The sequence below is a fragment of the Arthrobacter sp. TJ-238 genome, assembly GCF_058269215.1.
Genome location: NZ_JBZCNH010000007.1, coordinates 120094 through 142108, shown reverse-complemented (window position 1 = coordinate 142108; position 22015 = coordinate 120094). Strand labels below are relative to the sequence as shown.

General features: G+C 70.5%; 18 protein-coding genes and 2 tRNA genes. 15 read left to right on the top strand and 5 right to left on the bottom strand.

Features of this window, described 5'->3' with window-relative positions; genetic code table 11:
* Positions 1-21: 21 nt before the first annotated feature.
* Positions 22-837: a lysophospholipid acyltransferase family protein gene (locus AC4D2O_RS15750; RefSeq protein WP_490908283.1), complete on the bottom strand. Its 816-nt coding sequence runs from the start codon at positions 835-837 to the stop codon at positions 22-24.
* Positions 838-1002: 165 nt separating this feature from the next.
* Positions 1003-1734, bottom strand: a complete 732-nt coding sequence (locus AC4D2O_RS15745; protein WP_490908282.1) for an alpha/beta hydrolase — start codon at positions 1732-1734, stop codon at positions 1003-1005.
* 171 nt (positions 1735-1905) lie between these two features.
* Between AC4D2O_RS15745 and AC4D2O_RS15740 the strand changes: the two genes are divergently transcribed.
* From AC4D2O_RS15740 to AC4D2O_RS15720, 5 genes are all read left to right on the top strand, one after another.
* Positions 1906-3267 carry a YibE/F family protein gene (locus tag AC4D2O_RS15740; protein WP_490908281.1) on the top strand — a complete coding sequence of 454 codons (1362 nt, stop codon included), beginning with the start codon at positions 1906-1908 and terminating at the stop codon, positions 3265-3267.
* Positions 3268-3467: 200 nt separating this feature from the next.
* Positions 3468-4592: a tRNA dihydrouridine synthase DusB gene (dusB, locus tag AC4D2O_RS15735; RefSeq protein WP_490908335.1), complete on the top strand. Its 1125-nt coding sequence runs from the start codon at positions 3468-3470 to the stop codon at positions 4590-4592.
* 109 nt (positions 4593-4701) lie between these two features.
* On the top strand, positions 4702-5985 hold the full coding sequence (locus AC4D2O_RS15730) for a deoxyguanosinetriphosphate triphosphohydrolase (RefSeq protein WP_490908280.1): 1284 nt from the start codon (positions 4702-4704) through the stop codon (positions 5983-5985).
* A 125-nt stretch (positions 5986-6110) separates the two neighbouring features.
* Positions 6111-8096, top strand: a complete 1986-nt coding sequence (gene dnaG, locus AC4D2O_RS15725) for a DNA primase (RefSeq protein ID WP_490908279.1) — start codon at positions 6111-6113, stop codon at positions 8094-8096.
* 54 nt (positions 8097-8150) lie between these two features.
* A tRNA-Asn gene (locus AC4D2O_RS15720) sits at positions 8151-8226 on the top strand.
* Positions 8227-8345: 119 nt separating this feature from the next.
* Here the strand turns inward: AC4D2O_RS15720 and AC4D2O_RS15715 are convergent.
* Positions 8346-8984: an HIRAN domain-containing protein gene (locus tag AC4D2O_RS15715; protein WP_490908278.1), complete on the bottom strand. Its 639-nt coding sequence runs from the start codon at positions 8982-8984 to the stop codon at positions 8346-8348.
* 161 nt (positions 8985-9145) lie between these two features.
* Between AC4D2O_RS15715 and AC4D2O_RS15710 the strand changes: the two genes are divergently transcribed.
* Positions 9146-10657, top strand: a complete 1512-nt coding sequence (locus AC4D2O_RS15710) for an SDR family oxidoreductase (protein WP_490908277.1) — start codon at positions 9146-9148, stop codon at positions 10655-10657.
* A 104-nt stretch (positions 10658-10761) separates the two neighbouring features.
* On the opposite strand, the gene AC4D2O_RS15705 is transcribed toward AC4D2O_RS15710, so the two are convergent.
* Positions 10762-11991 carry a multidrug effflux MFS transporter gene (locus AC4D2O_RS15705; RefSeq protein ID WP_490908276.1) on the bottom strand — a complete coding sequence of 410 codons (1230 nt, stop codon included), beginning with the start codon at positions 11989-11991 and terminating at the stop codon, positions 10762-10764.
* Positions 11992-12261: 270 nt separating this feature from the next.
* On the opposite strand from AC4D2O_RS15705, the gene AC4D2O_RS15700 reads away from it, so the two are divergent.
* From AC4D2O_RS15700 to AC4D2O_RS15670, 7 genes are all read left to right on the top strand, one after another.
* Positions 12262-13695 carry a sugar porter family MFS transporter gene (locus tag AC4D2O_RS15700; protein ID WP_490908275.1) on the top strand — a complete coding sequence of 478 codons (1434 nt, stop codon included), beginning with the start codon at positions 12262-12264 and terminating at the stop codon, positions 13693-13695.
* Between the two features lie 146 nt (positions 13696-13841).
* Positions 13842-14651: a phage holin family protein gene (locus tag AC4D2O_RS15695; RefSeq protein ID WP_490908274.1), complete on the top strand. Its 810-nt coding sequence runs from the start codon at positions 13842-13844 to the stop codon at positions 14649-14651.
* A gap of 120 nt (positions 14652-14771) precedes the next feature.
* Complete coding sequence (locus tag AC4D2O_RS15690) at positions 14772-15395, top strand: CDP-alcohol phosphatidyltransferase family protein (RefSeq protein ID WP_490908273.1); 624 nt, start codon at positions 14772-14774, stop codon at positions 15393-15395.
* Positions 15383-16258: a DMT family transporter gene (locus tag AC4D2O_RS15685; protein ID WP_490908272.1), complete on the top strand. Its 876-nt coding sequence runs from the start codon at positions 15383-15385 to the stop codon at positions 16256-16258. Before AC4D2O_RS15690 ends, AC4D2O_RS15685 begins: the two co-directional genes overlap by 13 nt.
* A 47-nt stretch (positions 16259-16305) precedes the next feature.
* Positions 16306-17541, top strand: coding sequence for a glycosyltransferase (locus AC4D2O_RS15680; protein ID WP_490908271.1), 1236 nt, complete (start codon positions 16306-16308; stop codon positions 17539-17541).
* Positions 17542-17611: 70 nt separating this feature from the next.
* Positions 17612-17685 (top strand) — tRNA-Ile (locus AC4D2O_RS15675).
* Positions 17686-17882: 197 nt separating this feature from the next.
* Positions 17883-19073, top strand: a complete 1191-nt coding sequence (locus AC4D2O_RS15670; RefSeq protein ID WP_490908270.1) for an acyl-CoA dehydrogenase family protein — start codon at positions 17883-17885, stop codon at positions 19071-19073.
* Positions 19074-19089: 16 nt separating this feature from the next.
* Here AC4D2O_RS15670 and AC4D2O_RS15665 read toward each other — a convergent pair whose 3' ends face one another.
* Positions 19090-19704 (bottom strand): murein hydrolase activator EnvC family protein, encoded by a 615-nt coding sequence (locus AC4D2O_RS15665; RefSeq protein WP_490908269.1) that lies wholly within the window; start codon positions 19702-19704, stop codon positions 19090-19092.
* Positions 19705-20088: 384 nt separating this feature from the next.
* On the opposite strand from AC4D2O_RS15665, the gene rpsB reads away from it, so the two are divergent.
* Together rpsB and tsf are read left to right on the top strand one after the other, a co-directional pair.
* Complete coding sequence (gene rpsB, locus AC4D2O_RS15660; RefSeq protein WP_490908268.1) at positions 20089-21033, top strand: 30S ribosomal protein S2; 945 nt, start codon at positions 20089-20091, stop codon at positions 21031-21033.
* Positions 21034-21167: 134 nt separating this feature from the next.
* The gene (gene tsf, locus AC4D2O_RS15655; protein ID WP_104050824.1) at positions 21168-22004 is read left to right on the top strand and encodes a translation elongation factor Ts; all 837 of its coding nucleotides are present in this window, start codon (positions 21168-21170) and stop codon (positions 22002-22004) included.
* Positions 22005-22015 lie beyond the last annotated feature (11 nt).

Genomic DNA, 22015 nt, shown 5'->3' with positions numbered 1-22015 from the left:
GGACGGCGGATCGGCCCCGGCTCAGCCCCGGCTGTGCCTCCCGGCCTTCCGGTCCGCCACGTCGGCGGCCTCACGCTCGGTGTCCGTCATCGCGCCGCCGCCGAGGTGGGCCGGCATCCACCAGGCGCCGGGCTCGGGTGTCACCGGGAAATCGGCGATGCACCGGTCGATGCCGTCCTGCAGCTCCTGGCGCAGCTTCTCCGTCTCCTCGGCGACGTCGAGGCCGGGCGCGTGACGGATGGGCTCGCCGATGTGCACACGGACGGGGGACCTCCAGGCGCGCCGCAGGGAGAACCCGTGCCCGCGGGTCAGCAGCCGGTGCGCACCCCACACGGAGACGGGGATCACCGGGACCCCGGCCTCGGCGGCGAGCCGCACCGCGCCGGTCTTGAGGCCGCGCACCGTGTAGCTGCGGGACACGCCGGCCTCGGGCAGGATGGCCACGTACTCACCGGCGCGCAGCTTCGCGAGGGCGTCGTCGTACGCCTCCGCCCCCGCCATCCGGTCCGTGATCACGTGGCCGAGCCCGAAGACGAACGGACTGACGAACCAGTGGTGCGCCGCCCGCTTGGAGATCATGTAGCGCGCCTGGATGCGGGCGTGGTTCCACAGGACCAGTTCCGCGAAGGCGAAATCGAGATAGCCGAAGTGCGTGATCGCGACGACGGCCCCGTGCCCGGGCACCGCGCGGCGCGAACGGCCCGCCAGGGGGGCGGACGCGGGCAGGTTCCCCGTCCCGGTGACGATGACGGGCAGGCGCAGCGCGGCGAAGGCCGCCTTGCCCGCGTAGACCACGCTCCGGTACATGCGGTCGTTCTGCCGCGGCTTCCATCCCATGCTCAGATCCTTCTTCCGTCCTTCGGCGGGAGCGGGACGAACCCGCTCGTGCTGTCCACGTACTCTTTGTACCCCGGCCGGGCCGACCTACGCGTCCCGGTCGGGGGTTTTCCGGTGTCCGGCCGTCGGCCGGCGGCAGCCCGTGGCAGCCCGTGGCAGCCCGTGTCAGGCGGTGATGCCGAGCGGATCCGGGGCGCGGTAGAGCGCGTCGGAGTGCTGGAGCGCCCGCGCGTCGAGGGCCGCGCCCGTGTCCTCCCCGAAGCGGCGGAGCAGGAAGGAGGTGCTCATGCCGTGCCAGACGGGCAGGGTGCGGACCATGAAATGGCCCGCCCCGAGCATGCGGACGTAGTGGATGTCGCGGGCCACGCCCTGGGCGCGGCGGGCGAAGGACAGCGACGCCGTGGGGCTCGTCCACCGGTCGGTGTCGCCGTGCATGACGAGGACGCTGCGCCCGCGCACGGGCTCCACCGGGCTCGATGCCTCGAGCCACGGTGCGAGGGCCGCCACGGCGCGGACCTGCGGGTGACCGGCCGCGTAGAGCGCGGTCAGCCCGCCCATCGAATGGCCCAGGAGGTACACGGGGACGGCCGGGTACTGCGCGGTGATCCGGTCCAGCGCCCAGCGGGCGTCCCTCAGGGCCGACTGGTCCGCCCCGTTCCACCCGCGCACCCTGTTCCGCAGGGTCCAGACCGCGAGGCCGTGCCGCCTGCCCCCGGCTGCGAGGCGGGCCGCGAACGGGCGCATGCGCAGCGGGCTGAGGTGCCGGGGCCGGACGGCCTCGAAACTCTGCGCCCGCCCGCCGTGCAGGACGAGCGCGACGCCGCGCACGCCGGCATCCGGTCCGCTGATGGCGAGAACGGGGTCCCTGTCCCGTGCCGGATGTGCCTCCTCTGCCATGTGCCGTCCCTCCTCGCCCTGCAAGGGCCTCCGTCGTCCTGTTCCCACCCGCGTCTGCGTAGAATCGCACACGGTGCCCGGCGCACGCGACACGTCCGCCCCCTGTCGCCGCAGCACTCCTGAGCATTGTCCTGTCATCGTCCTGTCACCGACCGACACCGAGGGAAGTCCGTGGGCTCCAGCCACCTGCACGCCGCCCGCACCGAAGAGGGTTCGGAGCCGTCGGCCTCCGCGATGGCCACCCGGAAGCGGGCCACCGTCCTGCTCTCGGCCCTCCTCGTCCCCCTCGGGGTCCTCACGCTCGTCGCGATGGTCCTGCTCTGGCCGAGCGGCGACCGCAGCTCGCTGACCGTCGCCAGCCCCTACGCGACGGCGGAGGGCGTGAGCTTCGAGCGAGGCACGGTCCGCGAGGTCGGTCGGGGCGACTGCCCGTCGTCGCAGCCCACGGTCGACGCCGGCGGCACGGCCCTCACCTGCACCATCGCCTACACCCAGCCCGCGGCCGGCGGGGAGATGATCCCCGTCGAGGTCACCCCGGAGCTCGCGAAGGCCGAGGCCGTCGAGGCGGGCGACGAGATCCGCTACCTGGACCTCGCCGCGGTCATCCAGGGCGGAGCCGCGCCCTACGTCTTCGTCGACTTCGTGCGGTCCGTGCCCATCGTGGCGCTCGCGGTCGTGTACGCGGTCGTCGTCATCGCCGTCGCACGCTGGCGGGGACTGCGGGCCATCCTCGGCCTCGTGGGTGCCCTCGTGGTCCTGGCGCAGTTCATCCTGCCGGGCCTCGTGGAGGGCCGGCCACCCCTGCTCCTCGGGCTCGTGGGCTCCGTGGTGATCATGTACGGGGTGCTCTACTTCGCGCACGGTGTCTCCGCCCGGACCTCCACCGCCCTGCTCGGGACGGTTTTCGGCCTCGGCGTCACGGCGCTCCTCGCGGCATGGGCCACGGACGCCGCCCACCTCACCGGCGTGGGCGACGAGAACGCCTACACCCTCGTCAACGCCTCCGACGAGCTGTCGATCTCGTCGATCATCCTGTGCGGCCTCATCATCTCCGGCCTCGGCGTCCTCAACGACGTGACCATCACGCAGTCCTCCTCGGTATGGGAGCTGCACGAGCTGGCGCCGGACACGTCGGCGCGCCGGCTCTTCGCGTCCGCCATGAGGATCGGCCGCGACCACATCGCATCCACGGTGTACACCATCGCGTTCGCTTACGCCGGGGCGGCCCTGCCCGTGCTGATCCTCGTCTCGCTGTACGACCGCGCCCTGCTGGACACCCTGACGAGCGGTGAACTCGCCGAGGAGGTGGTGCGGACGCTGGTGGGCTCGATCGGCCTCGTCCTGGCCATCCCGCTCACCACCCTCATCGCGGTGCTCGTGGTGAAGGCCGTCGGTCCGGGGGCCGACGCCCCGGGCGGGGACTCGACGCCGTCGGTCCCCGCCGTCGAGAGTGCCGGGACACTGGCACCGGGCCAGCGGCTCGTGGCCCTGGGAGAGCGGCGCGGCCGGCGCCTGGCAGGGGAGGACGCGTGACGAACGCCTGGCGCAAGGCGAGCAAGGCCGACAGGGAGCGCAGGCGCACAGCGAACAGCGCCCCCGGATTTGCGGGCCCTTGCGACAATGGAGAGGTGACCGCAGTATCGACCCTCCCAGTCCCGCCGAGCGCTCCCGCCGCCCCTGAGACCTCCGGCGCGGCCGACGCCGCCCTCCGGCTCGACCTCCCCCCGCTCACCCTGGGCGGTATCACCGTCACCACGCCGGTGATCCTCGCGCCGATGGCGGGCATCACCAACAAGGCATTCCGCCGCCTGTGCCGCGAGTACGGCGGCGGGCTCTACGTGTCCGAGATGGTCACCTCCCGTGCGCTCGTGGAGCGCAGCCCGGAGTCCATGCGCATCATCTCGCACGACGAGGACGAGTCGGTGCGCTCCGTGCAGCTGTACGGTGTGGACCCGAAGACCGTGGGCGCCGCGGTGCGCATGCTCGTCGAGGAGGACCGCGCCGACCACATCGACCTCAACTTCGGCTGCCCCGTCCCCAAGGTCACGCGGAAGGGCGGGGGAGCCGCCCTGCCGTGGAAGCTCGACCTGTTCACGGGCATCGTGCAGACCGCGGTGCGGGAGGCGTCGAAGGGCGGCGTCCCGCTGACCATCAAGATGCGCAAGGGCATCGACGAGGACCACCTCACGTTCCGCGAGGCGGGGAAGATCGCCCGGGACAGCGGCGTCGCCGCCGTCGCACTCCACGGGCGCACCGCGTCCCAGTTCTACTCGGGCAAGGCCGACTGGGACGCCATCGCCGAGCTGCGCGACGCCCTGCCGGACATCCCGGTGCTCGGCAACGGCGACATCTGGAGTGCCGAGGACGCCGTGCGCATGGTGCGGCAGACCGGCGTCGACGGCGTCGTCATCGGCCGGGGCTGCCAGGGGCGTCCCTGGCTCTTCGGGGATCTCATGAACGCCTTCGAGGGCAGCGCGTCCCGGCACCGCCCCGGCCTCGGGCAGGTCGCGGACACCGTCTACCGGCACGCCGAGCTGCTCGTGGAGACGTTCGGCAGCGAGATGATGGGCCTCCGTGACATCCGCAAGCACATGGCCTGGTACTTCAAGGGCTACGTCGTCGGCGGGGAGCTGCGCGCGAAGCTCGCCACCGTGCCCACGCTCGAGGTGCTCCGCGGACTCCTCGACGAACTCGACCACGACTCGCCGTACCCCGGCCAGGACGCCGAGGGCCCCCGCGGCCGTGCCGGCTCCCCGAAGCGCACGGCCCTGCCCGAGCACTGGCTCGACGGGCGCGTCCTGAACGAGGCCCAGCAGGCGGACATCGCCGCCGCCGAGGTGGACGTGTCCGGCGGCTGATCGTGATCCCCGACCCGCCCATGACCCGCGTGCGCGGGTGTCCAGTCCGCCGGTCCACATCGGCCGCCGCGGCCGTGCCCGCACGCACCCGTTGCGCTAGAAAGGCATCATGAGCTTCCCCGCATCGTCCGCCGCCCGCGGTTACAGCGCCTCGGACACCGAGCGGTGGGTCGAGGAGCCGCCCAAGAGCTCCCACCGCACCGACTTCGAGCGCGACCGGGCCCGCGTGCTGCACTCGTCCGCGCTGCGCCGCCTCGGCGCGAAGACGCAGGTCGTGGCGCCCGACACCGACGACTTCGTCCGCACGCGCCTCACCCACTCCCTGGAGGTGGCGCAGGTGGGCCGTGAACTGGGGCGGACCCTCGGCTGCGACCCCGACATCGTGGACACCGCCTGCCTCGCCCACGACCTCGGGCACCCGCCCTTCGGGCACAACGGCGAGTCGGCCCTGAACGACATCGCGCACGGCATCGGCGGCTTCGAGGGCAACGCCCAGACCCTCCGCCTCCTGACCCGGCTCGAACCGAAGGTCCTCGCGCCCGACGGCGGCCCCGCCGGCCTCAACCTGACCCGCGCGAGCCTCGACGCCGCATGCAAGTACCCGTGGACGGCGGCTTCGGCCCCCGTGATCAGCGGCCAGCGCACCACGAAGTTCGGGGCGTACGACGACGACCTCCCCGTCTTCGACTGGCTGCGCGACGGCGCCCCGGAGGGCCGCTCCTGCCTCGAGGCGCAGGTCATGGACCTCGCCGACGACATCTCCTACTCCGTCCACGACGTCGAGGACGCGATCGTCGCGGGGCACCTGCAGCTCCGGTGGATGGACAGCGCCGACGCCCGCGCCCGCGTGGTCGGCTACACACAGCAGTGGTACCTCCCGGGCAGCGACCCGGCCGCCGTCGACGCCGCCCTGGCCCGGCTGGAGAGGACCCCGGTGTGGGTCCGCGAGGCGGACGGCACGCGGCGGTCCATGGCGGCGCTGAAGAACATGACGAGCCAGCTGATCGGCCGGTTCTGCCTCAGCGCCATGCAGTCCACGCGCTCCATCTACGGGCCGAACTCCCTGACCCGCTACAACGCGGAGATGGTGGTACCCGAGGAGACCATCCTCGAGATCGCCGTCATGAAGGGCCTCGCCACCACCTACGTGATGACCACGGACCACCGCCAGCCGCTCTACGAGCGCCAGCGGGAGATCCTCGCCTCGCTCGTCGCCCAGGTGCACGCCGACGGCGACCGCTACCTCGAACCGATGTTCGCCGCCGACTGGCGCGAGGCGCCCGACGACGACGCCCGGCTGCGCGTCGTGATCGACCAGGTGGCGTCCCTGACCGACGCGTCCGCGCTCGGCCTCCACGAGCGCATCGTCGGGCCCGTCCCCGCGCTCTGGTAGGACCCGGCCCGCCTCCCGTGGCATCCGGCCGCCTCCCTCGCCTCAGCCGACAGCGGAGGGAGGCATTGCGCACCTGCGCTCCCGCGCCGGTCGGGGTGTCGGTGGGGCGGGCCTAAACTGGGATCATGGCCGGACTCATCAAGCGTGAAGACATCGATGAGGTACGCCAGCGCACGGACATCAAGGAGGTCGTCGAGGCCTACGTGACCCTGAAGTCCGCGGGCATCGGCTCGTGGAAGGGACTGTGCCCGTTCCACGACGAGCGGTCGCCGTCGTTCCACGTGCGTCCCCAGATGGGCTCCTACCACTGCTTCGGCTGCGGTGAGGGCGGGGACGTCATCTCCTTCGTGCAGAAGCTGGACCACACCACCTTCAGCGAGACCGTCGAGAAGCTCGCGGCGCGCATCGGCTTCGAGCTGCACTACGAGGACGGCGGCACCGGTCCGCGGCGCGAGGACGTGGGGAAGCGGCAGCGCCTGCTCGACGCGCACAAGATCGCGGCCGAGTTCTTCCGCGACCAGCTCCTCACGCAGGGCGCCGGCACCGCGCGGCAGTTCCTGCAGGAGCGCGGCTTCGACAGGGCGGCCGCCGAGCAGTTCGGCGTCGGCTACGCGCCGCAGGGCTGGGACACGCTGCTGACCCACCTCACGGGCCGCGGGTTCACGCTGGACGAGCTGAAGCTGACGGGCATGTTCAGTGCGTCCTCGAGCAACGCCGGCCGTTTCTACGACCGCTTCCGCGGGCGCCTCATCTGGCCCATCCGGGACATCACCGGGGACACCGTCGGCTTCGGCGCGCGCAAGCTCTACGAGGACGACCAGGGCCCGAAGTACCTCAACACCCCCGAGACCTCCCTCTACAAGAAGTCCCAGGTGCTCTACGGCATCGACCTCGCCAAGCGGGAGATCGCGAAGAACCGGCAGCTCGTCGTCGTCGAGGGGTACACGGACGTCATGGCGTGCCACCTGGCCGGGGTCGGCACCGCCGTTGCGACCTGCGGCACTGCGTTCGGGACGGACCACATCAAGATCGCCCGCAGGCTCCTGTCCGACGACGGCACCGGCGGCGAGGTCGTCTTCACCTTCGACGGTGACGCGGCGGGCCAGAAGGCCGCCCTGCGCGCCTTCGAGGAGGACCAGCGCTTCACCGCCCAGACGTACGTCGCCGTCGAGGCCTCCGGCGCGGACCCCTGCGAACTGCGGCAGACGCGGGGCGACGATGCCGTGCGGGAGCTCATCGCCGACCGCCGGCCGCTCTTCGAGTTCGCCATCAAGGCGTCGTTCGGGAACTTCGACCTCTCCTCGGGGGAGGGGCAGGTCAAGGCGCTCCGGCATGCGGCGCCGATCGTGGCGCAGATCCGCGACGTCTCCCTGCGGTCCACCTACACGCGGGAGCTCTCGCGGTGGCTCGGCATGCAGTACGTGGGGGAGGACCAGGTGGCTCGCGCCGTGGCCGCGGCGGCCCGACGGGGCCCCGCGGGTGCTCCGGCGGCCGGCGGCCGCCAGCAGGGCCGGCCGAACCAGCCGGGCCAACCGAATCAGCCGGGCCAGCCGGGCCAGCCGAATCAGCCGGGCCAGCCGAGCCAGCAGGGCGGCGCCGCGGGGCCGGGGGAGTCCGACGGTCCCGCCGGGCCGTTCTTCGAGCGCCCGGACCCCCGTGACCCCATGGCCCGCATGGAGCGCGAGGCCCTCGAGGTGGTGCTGCAGCAGCCGACGACCCTCACCGCGGCGCAGTGGGAGAGCTTCTCCACATCCCGCTTCACCGTCCCCGTGTACGAGGCGCTGCACAATGCCGTCCTCGCGGCGGGCGCGGCGGGTACCGAGCTCTCGCGCTGGGTGGAGTCAGTCCGCGAGGGCGTCCCGGACGTCCTCCGTCCGCTCGTGAGCGAACTGGCGGTGCGTCCACTCCCGGCGAAGGACGCCGACGCGATGGTGGTGTACTGCCGCGACATACTGAACCGGCTCACCGAACTCCGCATCACGCAGCAGAAGGCCGAGAAGCTGGGCCAGCTCCAGCGCATGGATCCCACGGCTGATCCCGTGCTCTACAACCAGCTGCAGCGCGACCTCATGGAGCTCGAGATGCAGCGGCGCCTGCTCCGCGAGGACTAGCCCGGCGCCGATTTCACTTCGCTCAGGAACCTATGTAGAGTAATACTCGCGCTTTCCTCCGTAGCTCAATTGGCAGAGCATTCGACTGTTAATCGAAGGGTTACTGGTTCAAGTCCAGTCGGAGGAGCCACTGTGAGCCCCTGACCTGCGGAAACGCGGTGCAGGGGCTCACTCATTTACTGCTCGGGAGACTCCGCCCAGCCGGTCCGGACCTGGTGGCCGGGCCCGTGACCAGGCAGCCGCGCCACCCTACTCCCGGCGCAGCTGGGCGAGCATGTCCGGGGCCGTGATCAGCACGCGCGGCGGCATCGTGCCGGCGTGGGTGACCAGGGCGACCAGGTGCTGTCCGCGGTCCAGCAGCTCGGCAACCGGTCGGGCGTCCTGCGCGGTGACGTGACCGAACGTCCGGGCCGGGCTGCCCGCGGTCAGTGCGACGGCGTGCGGATCGTGCTCGTGCGGTTCCCGGCGGAGCCCCACCGGCTGCCCGGCGCGGAGCGTGGCGGGCCCGGCGGGGTTCTCGTCGCCGCCCGTACCGACCGCGCGGAAAGCGAAGATCCCGATATGACGGAGTGAGTGCGTGTCGCCGTCGATGAGCCGGCCGTCCGGCGCGGCGAGTTCGAGCCCGCCGCCGGAGCCGACCAGGCGCAGCGGCGGCCGGCCGTCCCCGCCGGGAACGAGCAGGGCCTCGGCTTCCGCGGCCGGCAGGTAGCGGGCCGAGTCCTCCCCGACCGGCTGCCCGGCCGCGGCGACGGCGGGATCCTGTTCCCGCCGGCGCTCGAAGTCCTCGGCGGACAGGCGCATGGACGCCGGCACCGCCTCATTGGCCTGCCGTAGCGCGTCGGCCTTCGCCTCACGGTATGACGCTCCGACCCTGTCCCAGATCCCCATGCCGCGACTATAACCGGCAGCGCCCCGACGGTTCCCGCGAGGGAGGACGGGGACGGGGGGCGGCGGGTCCTCGCGGTGGTTGCGCGGCCGGCCGCACCGGGGGCGATCGCGGCCGAGGACAACCGGCGGGCCGTGTCAGGGGCCGGGCGTAGGCTGTGCGCATGCAGACGGACAGCACCGGCACCACGGACGGACTCATCCTGGTCACCGGATCCACGGGATACATCGGCGGCCGGCTCGTCACGAAACTCGTCGCCGAGGGTCGCCGGGTCCGCGTGGTCGTCCGGTCGCCGCAGAAGCTGAAGGACGTCCCCTGGGCCGCGTCCGTCGACATCGTGCAGGGGGACCTGCAGGACGGCGACACCATGCGCGAGGCCAGCCAGGGCGTCGACACCCTGTACTACCTCGTGCACTCCATGGGCTCGGGCAGGAACTTCGACGCCCGCGAGGCCGAGATCGCGTCGACGGTCTCCCGGGCCGCCACCGAGGCCGGTGTCCGCCGCATCGTCTACCTCGGCGGGCTGCACCCCGACGGCGTGGAGCTCTCCACCCACATGCGCTCCCGCACGGAGGTGGGCAGGATCCTCCTCGATTCCGGCACGCCGACCATCGCCTTCCAGGCCGGGGTCGTCATCGGGTCCGGCTCCGCATCCTTCGAGATGATCCGGCACCTCTCCGACGTCCTGCCCGTGATGCCCGCACCCAGGTGGGTCCTGAACCACATCGAGCCCATCGCCGTCCGCGACGTCATCCACTACCTCGTCGCGGCCCTCGACCTCCCGGAGGGCCTGAACCGGACCTTCGACATCGGGTCGCGCGAGGTGCTCACCTACGCCGAGATGATGAACCAGTACGCCGAGGCCGCCGGACTCCCGCGCCGCAAGATCCTCGCCCTGCCGGTCCTCACGCCGCGCCTCGCGGGCCACTGGGTGAATCTGGTCACGCCCATCCCGCGGGCCATGGCCATGCCGCTCATCGAGTCGCTGCAGCACGACGCCGTGCCGTCCGAACACGACATCGACCAGTACATCGCGATGCCGGACGGCGGGCTGACCGGGTACCGGCGGGCCGTGGACCTCGCGCTCGGAAAGATGCGCGGGGGAGAGGTGGAGACCAGCTGGGCCGGAGCGTCGCAACTCGCCTCCGAGGCCGACCCGCTGCCCTCGGACCCCCAGTGGGCGGGCCACACCGTCTTCACGGACGTCCAGACCTACAGCTCGACGGCGTCGCCCGAGAAGCTGTGGACCGTCGTCGAGGGTATCGGCGGGGAGAACGGCTGGTATTCCTGGCCCGTCGGGTGGGCTGCCCGCGGGTGGATGGACAAGCTCGCGGGCGGCGTGGGGCTGCGCCGCGGACGGCGGGACGCGAAGGAACTCCTGACGGGGGAGGCCCTCGACTTCTGGCGGGTGGAGGAACTCGTCCGCGGGGAGCGCCTGCGGCTCCGCGCGGAGATGAAGGTGCCGGGCCGCGCGTGGCTGGAGTTCCGTGTGGAGCCGGACGGCTCGGGGAGCTCCTACTACCAGCGGGCGGTCTTCTTCCCGCACGGCCTGTCCGGGAGGCTCTACTGGCTCGCGGTGCTGCCGTTCCACGGGTTCATCTTCTCGGCGATGGCACGCAACATCGCGAGGGCGGCGGAGGCGCTGCCCGCCGGGTCGGAGCCCGCCGCCGCCTGAGCGGACCTGCTCGCGTCCGCCTGGGCGAAACCGCTCGGCCCGTTCGGCGGTTCCGCCGGCCCGCTCCGCGGTTCCGCCGCTCCGCCGCTCCGCCGGTGCCCGCGCTACTGCAGGGCGGGCACCGTCCGCGGCCGGACCACCGTCCACAGGAACACCACGCCCAGGGCGATGCACGCGGCCATGACGAGCGCCATGGGGGTGGCGGACTCGATCCCGTCGCCCAGCAGGCCCACGAGCGGGGAGATGATGCCCGCGGTCCCGAACGTCACCGCGCCGAGCAGCGATGCGGCGGTCCCCGCCTGCGCCCCGTTGTTGATGAGCGCCAGTACCTGCACGCACGGGAAGATGAAGCCCGTGGCCATGATGTAGAACCACAGGGGGATCGCCGTCCCCCAGAAACCGAGGCCCAGCTGGTCGAAGGCCAGGATGAGCATGGCCATGACGAGCTGGACGACGGTCGCCGTCGCGATCACCCACTGCGGCCCCATCCGGCGGAGCACCCGGGAGCTGATCTGCACACCGGCCACGATGCCGAGGGAGTTGATCGCGAAGAGCAGCCCGTACTGCTGCTCGTTCAGCCCGTACGGGCCCTGGAAGAGGAACGGCGACGCCGACAGGTAGGAGAACAGCCCGGAGAAGTTCATGCCGCCCACCAGCAGGATGCCGATGAAGATCCTGTCGCCCAGCACCGCGCGGTACCGCTGGCCGACGGTCAGCCCGGAGCGGTGGCGGTTCTCCTTCGGCAGGGTCTCGATGATGAACAGGCTCACGGCGACGATCACCAGCACGCCGTAGCAGGCGAGGAACCAGAAGATGCCCGGCCAGGGGAAGAGCAGCAGCAGCTGCGAACCGATCACCGGGGCGAAGATGGGCGCCATGCCGTTGACGAGTGCCATGTAGGAGAGCATGCGCACGAGGGTGTACCCGCCGAAGAGGTCACGGACCATGGCCATCGCCACCACGCCCCCTCCCGCCGCGCCGATGCCCTGGAGGACGCGGAACACCATGAGCGCGTTGATGTCGTCGGAGGAGGCCGCGCCGATCGAGGCGCCCACGTGCAGGGTGGTCGCGAGGATGAGGGGCAGGCGGCGGCCGATCTTGTCGCTGAGCGGGCCGACGAGCAGCTGCCCGGCCGCGAAGCCGATGATGGTGCCCGTGAGCGTCAGCTGCACGGCGGCCTCGGAGACGCCGAGATCCGACTGCAGCGCGGGGAACGCCGGGAGGTACAGATCGATCGTGAACGGGCCGAGGGCCGTGAGGGTGCCGAGGATGAAGACGTAGATGATCTTCTCGCGACGGGAGAGGGTGTCGCCGGGATGGGTGAGGGTACTCAAGATGCGGCCTAACAGAGCGGGCTGGAACGGGGACGGAGCGGCATCGACCGCGGCGGCCCGGCGACGACGGCGGAGCGGCTTCCACGGGGCAACAGGTTGTCACGGAGGACAATATGGTTGCTGGGGCGAATCAATGGTGCTTTCATCCTATGGCCCCCGTCAACCCTTGGCACCCACGGTAAACCCCGACCGGCCGCGGATCGGAGCTGCTAAGCGTGCTTCGGACTGACGTAGGGTGATGGGATACGGAACGAGCAGGGAGAACGGAATATGAGCGGGAACGGCACCGAGCCAGAAGCAGAGCAGTCACCGAAGCACATGGCGCGGGTCATCGGGATCACGGTCGCAGCCGCCGTCGGAGGCCTGCTGTTCGGGTTCGACACCGCCGTCATCAATGGGGCGGTCGATTCCATCCAGGGCGAGTTCGACCTCGGCCCGAGCATCCTCGGCTTCACCGTCGCCATCACCCTGCTGGGCTGTGCGGCGGGCGCCTGGTTCGCCGGCGGGCTGGCCGACCGGTGGGGCCGCAAGAAGGTCATGGTCGCGGCCGCGTTCCTGTTCGCCATCAACTCCGCGGGGTCGGGCTACGCCTTCTCCGAGTGGGACCTCATGGCCTGGCGGCTCGTCGGCGGGCTCGCCATCGGCATCGCCTCCGTGATCGTCCCCGGCTACATCGCGGAGATCGCACCGTCCAAGTGGCGAGGCGGCCTCGCGTCCGTGCAGCAGCTGGCCATCACGGTCGGCATCTTCGCCGCACTCCTCTCCGATGCCTCTCTCGCCAGCGCTGCCGGGGGCGCCGATGGCGAGCTCTGGTGGGGCCTGGCCGCGTGGCGCTGGATGCTCCTGGTCGGCGTGGTCCCCGCCGTCGTCTACGGGATCCTCGCGCTCGTCATCCCGGAGTCCCCGCAGTTCCTCATCCGGGCGGGCCGCGACGCCGAGGCCGCGCGCGTCCTCTCACGCGTCTCGGGCGTGCGGGACACCGAGGGCAAGATCGGACAGATCCGGGAGAGCTTCGAGCGCGAGGACCGCGCGAGCTACCGCGACCTGCGCGGACCCGCGTTCGGACTGCAGCCCATCCTGTGGGTCGGCATGGCGATCGCCGCACTGCAGCAGCTGGTCGGCATCAACGCGATCTTCTACTACTCCACGACCCTGTGGAAGTCCGTGGGCTTCAGCGAGAGCGATTCCTTCACGACGTCGGTGATCACCTCGATCATCAACGTCGCAATGACCTTCGTCGCCATCTTCTTCGTCGACCGCGTGGGACGCCGTCGACTGCTCCTCATCGGGTCGGTCGGCATGACCGTCGGCCTGCTCGCCGCGACGCTCGCCTTCCTGCAGGCGCAGGGCACGGGGGAGGAGATCACGCTCCCGGGCGCGTGGGGTCCCATCGCGCTCGTCGGCGCGAACCTCTTCGTCATCTTCTTCGCCGCCACCTGGGGTCCCGTCATGTGGGTGACCCTCGGCGAGATGTTCCCCAACCGCATCCGGTCGATCGCCCTCGGCGTGGCCACGATGGTGAACTGGGTGTTCAACTTCATCGTCACTCTGACGTTCCCGTGGGTCAGTGCGAACTTCGGCCTCTGGGTCATGTACGCGGCGTTCACCGTCTTCGCCGTCCTGTCCTTCGTCTTCGTCCGCACCCGCCTCCCCGAGTTCGCGGGCAAGGACCTCGAGGACAACGCGGAGCTCTCCACCGCGTGAGGGAAGGCGCCTGCGCCCTACCCCATCCGGACCGTCCACGGCCCCCGGAGGCGCTGCATCCACTGCGCGGAAACCGGGCGCGCGCCCGGTGGTAATTTTGGTTCAGCCAATGTCCAGCAACACACTCACGAATGGAGGCAGGGCCTATGAACAGCTCGGCTAGTACGCGCGGCAAGCGGTCCACGGGCTCGCTGTCGCTGTTTGGACTCGTCAGGCTCCTGGCGCGCCTGACGCCGCGCCAGATCAGCGACGAATTCTCGATCGCCGTCGAGCAGATGAAACAGAAGGGGATCAAGGCCGGCATCGCGGCCGCCTTCCTCGTCGTCGCGCTGGTCTTCGTGCTGTTCTTCGCCGTGGCCCTCATCGTCGCAGCCATCATGGGGCTCGCCGAGCTCATGCCGGCCTGGCTTGCGGCACTGCTGGTCGCCCTGCTCTTCCTCGTGATCGCCGGCGTCCTCGCACTGATCGGTGTCTCCCGCCTCAAGAAGCAGCTCCCCCTGGTCCCCGAGGACGCCATCCGTGGCATCCGCTACGACCTCGGCGTGCTGAAGGAGGGCCGCAGCTTCGACCCGGCCACGCTCGACGTCAAGAAGCCGAAGCCGGACAAGGACCGCAAGGACGACGACGCGAAGGACACCAGGCCCAAGGAGCCCACGCCGTCGTACGAGGAGCTGCGGAACCGCTCCGGAGAGCGCCGCACGCACATCGCGGAGGCCCGCGATTCACTCGGGGCCCGCGCGGACGTCAAGTCGCGGCTGGGCAAGGCCCGGCACCGCTCCGCGGAGGGCGGCTCGCAGCCGGCCGGCTCGAAGGACGGCGCCAGGGTCGCCGCGGTCGCCGTCCGACGCGACGTCCCCCTCAACACGACCCTCGCCGACCGGTGGAAGCCGCTGAGCGTCCTCGCCGCGTCCGTCGCCGCGATGCTCGTGATGCTGCGCAGGCTGCTCAGCAAGTAGGACCCGAGGTCCGTCGGCAGCCCAGGCGGCCGCTCACCCGTCACCCATCCCCGCACGCCGCTGCGGATGGCACGGGGGAGCGGACGCCTGCCTGCATAATGGGGTGGGGAGGCACGGGTGATGAGATCGATCGGCGCGGGAGCACGGACCGGCAGCGAGGGCACTGAACTCGCGACGGCATGGACCCTCCCGAACCTCATCACGATCGTCCGGTTCCTCGGCGTCCCCCTGTTCGTCTGGTTCGTCAGGCAGCAGCGGTACGGGGCCGCGGTCCTCGTGCTCGTGGTCGTCGGCTCCACTGACTGGGTGGACGGATTCGTCGCCCGCAGACTCCACCAGGTGTCGACCGTGGGGAAGTGGCTCGACCCGCTCGCCGACCGGACGGCGATGATCGTGGTGGCCGTCGTCTTCGTCATCGACGGCATCGCGCCGGCCTGGTTCGTATGGACCATCGTGGTCCCGGACATCATCCTCATCGTCAACGCGCTCGTCCTCTTCCGCGGACCACTGCACCTCCCTGTCATCACGGTCGGCAAGATCCGCACCGCGCTGCTGCTCGTCGGGGCGCCGCTGCTCCTGCTGCACCGGGTGGAGGGCTTCGGCCAGGACTGGATCCTCGTCGTCGCCCAGGGGCTGCTCGCGGCCGGGTGCGTCCTGCACCTCGTCGCGTTCTGCGCCTACTTCAGGGCGGCACACCTCAGGTACAGGCTGGAGCGGGCCGAGCAGCAGTCGTGCCCGTCCTAGCGATCGCGCTGGCGCTGCTCGGCGCCGTCTTCCTCGCGTTCGGAGCGCAGCGCCAGGGCAGCGCCGTGCGCGCGAACACCGGCGGGCTGGCCCTCTCCTCGTCCGGGCTCACGCGCCTCCTCGCCAACCCCCGGTGGCTGTTCGGACTCGTCCTGCTCGGCACCGGGATGGCACTGAACGTGGTGGCCCTGTCGCTGGCGAGCCTGACGGTGGTGCAGCCCATCGGCGCGATCGCCCTGGTGATCACCACGATCGTGAACTCGCGGGACCAGGGCATCAGGATCAACCGTCCCACCGTCGCGGCCATCACCGCGTGCGTCGCGGGCAGCGCGCTCTTCGTGCTCCTCGCGGTGAACGTGACCCGGGAGAACCACGCCGTCGACCGCGCCCAGGAACTCTCCGTGGTGCTCCTGCTCGGTGTCGCCGTCGTGGTGTTCGGATCCCTGGCCGTGGTCGGACGGCACCGCCTCAACGCCTTCGCGTACATCCTCGGAGCCGGCGTCCTCTTCGGTTTCGTGGCCGTCCTCACGAAGATCGTCGCAGGCCACCTGCTGGACCCGAACGGCCGGTTCCTGCTGAACGTCCCGGTGCTGACCCTGGTGGCACTGGTCGCGGCCGCCGGCCTCGGGTCCTGGTTCGTGCAGAGCGCCTACGCCACGGGTCCGCCGGATCTCGTCATCGCGGGTCTGACTGTCATCGACCCCATCGTCGGCATCGCGGTGGGCATCACCATCCTCGACGAACTCCAGCCCGATGTCCGGACCGTGACGGCGCTGGGCATGGGGGCTGCGGCGCTCGTTGCTATTGTGGGTGTCGTTGCCCTGTCGCGCCATCACCCCGATGTCCTGAAGCGGCAGCGCTGACCTACCCGCTCCAGTTCCGTCCAGCACACCGACGTAGGGATTTTCGCGTGAGCCACCCGGCTGATTCCAAGCCCCTGACCATCCTGATCGCCGCGGACACCTACCCGCCCAACGTGAACGGAGCGGCCCAGTTCGGGTACCGGCTGGCGAAGGGCATGAACGGGCGCGGCCACGACGTCCACGTCCTCGCGCCCCGCGCCTCCAACGGCAGGAGCTTCACGGAGCCCGGCGGCGACTGGACGGTACACCGCCTCCGCTCGCACAGCGTGCCGACCCACGACTACTGGCGCATCTGCTACCCGTGGGAGATCCGGCGTGACATCAGCCTGCTGTTCGACCGCGTGCAGCCCGACGTCGTGCACATCCAGTGCCACTACATGGTGGGGGAGTACACGCTCTACGAGGCGGTGCGGCGCGGTATCCGCGTGGTGGCCACCAACCACTTCATGCCCGAGAACATCAACCCCTTCCTGCCGTTCCCCGCATGGTTCAAGAAGGTCATCGCCCGGAACTCCTGGAAGGACATGGGCAAGGTGATGGGCAAGGCCGCCGCCGTCACCACCCCCACGCCCCTCGCGGCCAAGGCCATGCGCGACCACGCCTTCCTGGCCGAGGTGCTGCCCGTGTCCAACGGGATCGACTCCGCCGCGTACGAGGTGGAACCCGGTGAGGTGATCGAGCCCCACGAGCACCCTACGGTCCTGTTCGTCGGTCGCCTGGCCGAGGAGAAGCACGTGGACGTGCTCATCGACGCCGTGGCCAGAACGCCCGAGCACCTGCGCGTCCACCTCGAGATCGTCGGAGGCGGCGAGGTGAAGCCGGCCCTGCAGGCGCAGGCCGCGCGCCTGGGCATCGCGGACCGTGTCACCTTCCGCGGGCTGATCGACGACGACGAGCTGCGCAGGAGCTACATCCGCGCCTCCCTGTTCTGCCAGCCCGGCACCGCCGAGCTCCAGTCGCTCGTCACCCTCGAGGCGATGTCCGCCTCGACGCCGGTGCTGCTGGCCGATGCCATGGCGCTGCCGCACCTGGTGTCCGACGGCGAGAACGGCTACCTGTTCACGCCGGGCGACGCCGAGGAACTCGGTTCCCGGATCACGCAGATCCTCGAGCTGCCGCGCGAGGACCAGCAGAGGATGGGCGCCGCCAGCCGGGCCATGGTGGGGCGGCACGACATCACCACGACCCTCGAGATCTTCGAGGGCCTGTACTACGGGACGCTGTCCCCGAGCGACGTCGCCGCCGGCCTCACGACCGTCCCGGCCGGCGGAACCGCCGGGTAGGTCCGCATACAATGGGACCTGCGCCGGCCGGGTATGTCCCGGAGCCGGTGCACCGGGGCGCATGCCCCTGGGGGCTGTAGCTCAGCTGGTTAGAGCAGCGGACTCATAATCCGTTTGTCCTGGGTTCAAGCCCCAGCAGCCCTACTGCCCGCCACCGGACCGCGTCACCTCCTCGAGGTGGCGCGGTCCTGCTGTCGGGCGGGCGCACTTCGCCGGACCCCTACTGGCGCCCTAAGTTACTGGCGGGTAACATGGTGTCCGGAGCGCTGGAAGCGTCCGCCTCATGGCCCGCCCGTTCGAGTGAGATTCCGGTCGCCGACGACCGGAGCGAAGGAATTCCGATGAGCAAGACGTCGATCGATGTGAACAACCTGCCCTACGCCGACGGTGACTTCTACGCTTTCGAGGAGCTCCTGTCCGACAAGGAGCGCTCCCGGCTCGAGGAGATCCGCTCCTGGCTCATCCGCGAGGTCCGCCCGAACGCCGTCGACTGGTGGAACAAGGGCGTCTTCCCCCAGGACCTGATTCCGAAGATCGCCGAGCTCGATCCCATGAGCCCGGTCCACCGCCAGGGCTACTCGAACCTCTTCGCCGGCATCATGCACGCCGAGTTCACCCGCGCGGACACCTCGATCGCCACGTTCATGGGCGTGCACGACGGCCTGTTCACGGGCTCGATCGAGGCACTCGCGTCGAAGGAGCAGCAGGAGGAGTGGCTGCCGGACATCTATGCGATGAAGAAGATCGGGGCGTTCGGCCTCACCGAGCCGCTCGGCGGATCCGACGTGGCCGGCGGCACGCGGACCACCGCGCGGCGCGACGGGAATTCGTGGGTCCTCAACGGCGCCAAGCGCTGGATCGGCAACGCCACCTTCTCCGACTGGGTGGTCGTCTACGCGAGGGACCTCGAGGACAACCAGGTCAAGGGGTTCCTCGTGGACACCGCCACCCCGGGCTTCTCGTCGACGAAGATCGAGAACAAGATCGCCCTGCGCACCGTGGAGAACGCGGACATCGTCCTCGACGACGTGGTCGTGTCCGACGACTTCCACCTCAAGGGTGCCAACAGCTTCCGCGACACCAACAAGGTCCTGAAGGTCACCCGCCTCGCCGTCGGATGGCAGGCCGTGGGTCAGCAGCTCGCGGCGTTCGACGTCGCCCGCCGCTACGCCGTGGAGCGCGAGCAGTTCGGCCGGCCGATCGCCAGCTTCCAGCTCGTCCAGCAGCAGCTCGTCCAGATCCTCGGCAACGCGATGAGCTCCATGGGCCTGATGGTGCGCCTGTCCCAGCTCGAGGACGCGGGCAAGGCCAAGGACGAGCAGTCCGCCCTCGCCAAGGCCTTCACCACGGCACGCATGCGCGAGAGCGTCGCCGCAGGACGCAACATCCTCGGCGGCAACGGGATCGTCGCCGACTACGAGATGGCGAAGATCTTCTCCGACGCCGAGGCCGTGTACTCCTACGAGGGCACGCAGGAGATCAACACGCTCGTGGCCGGCAGGTCGATCACGGGAATCGCCGCCTTCGTCTAGGGCCCGGGCTCCAGCCTCAGTCCCCGAGCGGCAGCAGGACCGAGGGGCGCCGGTCCGTCACGAACGACAGTGGGTCCACGTACTCGCCGTCAACGCGCACACCCCAGTGGAGGCAGCCCCGGCAGTGGCCACGCGGGGCGCCGGGGCCGACACCGTCGAGCGTCGCCACCGCCTGCCCGCCGCTGACGCGCTGACCCCTCACCAGGTCGGTCGTGACCGGTTCGAAGCTGCTGACCCGCCCACCTCCGTGGTCGATCGACAGCACGCCCCGGTCCACCACCGTGCCGGCGAAGGACACGACACCTTCCGCGGGGCTCAGCACGGCGGCGGGCGCTGCGCCGGCCAGGTCCACGCCGCGGTGGCCGCGCTGCCACGGTCGTGGAGGCTTCTCGAAGGGGCGGAGGACCGTCGGGGCGGGCGCCAGCGGCCACGACCACTCGGGGACGAACCCCGGGGTCCGGGCGGCAGGCTCCTGGCCCTGCGATCCACCGGCTCCCGCGACGAGCACGACGACGGCCAGGACGACGGCGGGCAGGACCCCCCGCAGTGCACCGCGACGGGCCCCGGAACCACCTCCCGGGCACCTCGGACGGCCGGGGGAGTGCGGCACCGGCGGGGCGGACGTATGCATGCGGCAATCCTGCCGCTCCCGCGCGCGGCAGGGCGCCCGAGCGGGGCTATGTGGACAAGGGCCCGACGGACCGTGCACCGCCCCTGTAGTACACTTGACCGAGCAGTCTGCTGCTCCCTCCACGCGGTGCCCCTGGCGCCGACGCGGGCCGGGAACTGCAGGCTGACTACGCGTGCCCGCGATCCGGTGTTCCCGAAGAACGCCGGAATGCCCTCCCCGCGGTCCGGTGACAACCGGTACGGGAGGGGATGTCACGATGACGAGATGTCACGATGACGACCAGGCACCAGGACGTACCGGCCACCCCGGCCGGTACCGAGACAACCGTCAACAAGCTTCAGGCGGCGCGCTGCGCCCGAGCCGAAGCTGAAAGAAAGGCAGAACATGCCAGTCGTAACCATGCGCCAGCTGCTCGACAGCGGCGTCCACTTCGGTCACCAGACCCGCCGTTGGAACCCGAAGATGAAGCGCTTCATCTTCACCGAGCGCAACGGCATCTACATCATCGATCTCCAGCAGTCGCTGGGCTACATCGACCGCGCGCACGAGTTCGTCAAGGCCACCGTCGCCCACGGCGGGACCGTCCTCTTCGTCGGTACGAAGAAGCAGGCCCAGGAAGCGATCGCCGACCAGGCGACCCGCGTCGGCCAGCCCTACGTCAACCAGCGCTGGCTCGGTGGCATGCTCACCAACTTCCAGACGGTCTCCAAGCGCATCCAGCGCATGAAGGAACTCGAGGAGATCGACTTCGACGACGTCGCCGGCTCGGGCCACACCAAGAAGGAGCTCCTGCTCCTCAAGCGTGAGCTCACCAAGCTGCAGAGCAACCTCGGCGGTATCCGCAACCTGACCAAGGCTCCCTCGGTCGTCTGGGTCGTCGATACCAAGAAGGAACACCTCGCCATCGACGAGGCGAAAAAGCTGGGCATCCCCGTCGTCGCGATCCTGGACACCAACTGCGATCCCGACGAGGTCGACTTCCCGATCCCGGGCAACGACGACGCCATCCGCGCCGTCAACCTCCTCACCCGCGTCATCGCGGACGCCGTGGCCGAGGGCCTCGTCGCCCGCCACAACCGCTCCGGCAACAACGACGCGGCAGCAGCGGAGGAGCCCATGGCCGAGTGGGAGCGCGAGCTGCTCCAGGGCAACGCCGACGACGCGACCGCTCCCGAGGCGGCCGCGGCACCCGAGGCCGAGACCGCCGCCCCCGAGGCGGCAGCCCCCGCCGTCGACGAAGCCCCTGCAGGCCTGCAGGCGCCGATCGCCGAGGAAGTCCCCGAAGCAGTGGCTCCCGTCACCGAAGCCGCAGCAGACGACACCAAGTAGTTCCCGGTGCGTAAGGGGTGTGGGTGAAACCACGCCCCTTACGCATGTTCCGCGGATGTTCATCGCGGACGTCCGTACCGCGGGCCCCGGCCCACGGATGCTTGTCGTAGATCCACATCAACTTAGGAGTTCGTATGGCAAATTTCACTGCCGCTGACATCAAGGCCCTGCGCGAGCGCACGGGCGCCGGCATGATGGACGTCAAGAAGGCCCTCGACGAAGCCAACGGCGACGCCGACAAGGCCCTCGAACTGATCCGTATCAAGGGCCTCAAGGGCGCGACGAAGCGCGAAGGCCGTTCGACGGCCGAAGGCCTCGTGGCCGCACGCGTCGACGGCACCGTCGGCGTCATGGTCGAGGTCAACTGCGAGACCGACTTCGTCGCGAAGGCCGGCCCCTTCATCGACTTCTCCAACAAGGTGCTCGCCGCGGCCATCGAGTCCGGTGCCTCGGACGTCGAGAGCCTCCTGGCGTTCGAGCTCGAGGGCAAGCCCGTCTCCGAGCACGTCATCGAAGCCGGTGCGCTGCTCGGCGAGAAGGTCGACGTCCGTCGCATCGCGCGCGTCGAGGGCCAGATCGTCGACGCCTACCTGCACAAGACGTCCAAGGACCTCCCCGCCCAGGTCGGCGTGCTCTTCGCCGTCGAGGGTTCCGGTGACACCGCCGTCGAGGCCGCACACGACGTCGCCGTGCACATCGCCGCGTACTCGCCCACCTACCTGACCCGCGAGGACGTCCCCGCCGAGCTCGTCGAGTCGGAGCGCCGCATCGCCGACGAGACCGCGCGCGCCGAGGGCAAGCCCGAGCAGGCCCTGGCGAAGATCGTCGAGGGACGCCTGACCGGCTTCTTCAAGGAGGGTGTCCTGCTCGATCAGGCCTTCGCCAAGGACGCCAAGAAGTCCGTCGCCACGGTCCTCACCGATGCAGGCGCCAAGGCCACGGCCTTCGCCCGCTTCCGCGTCGGAGCCTAGGCGCCGGACCT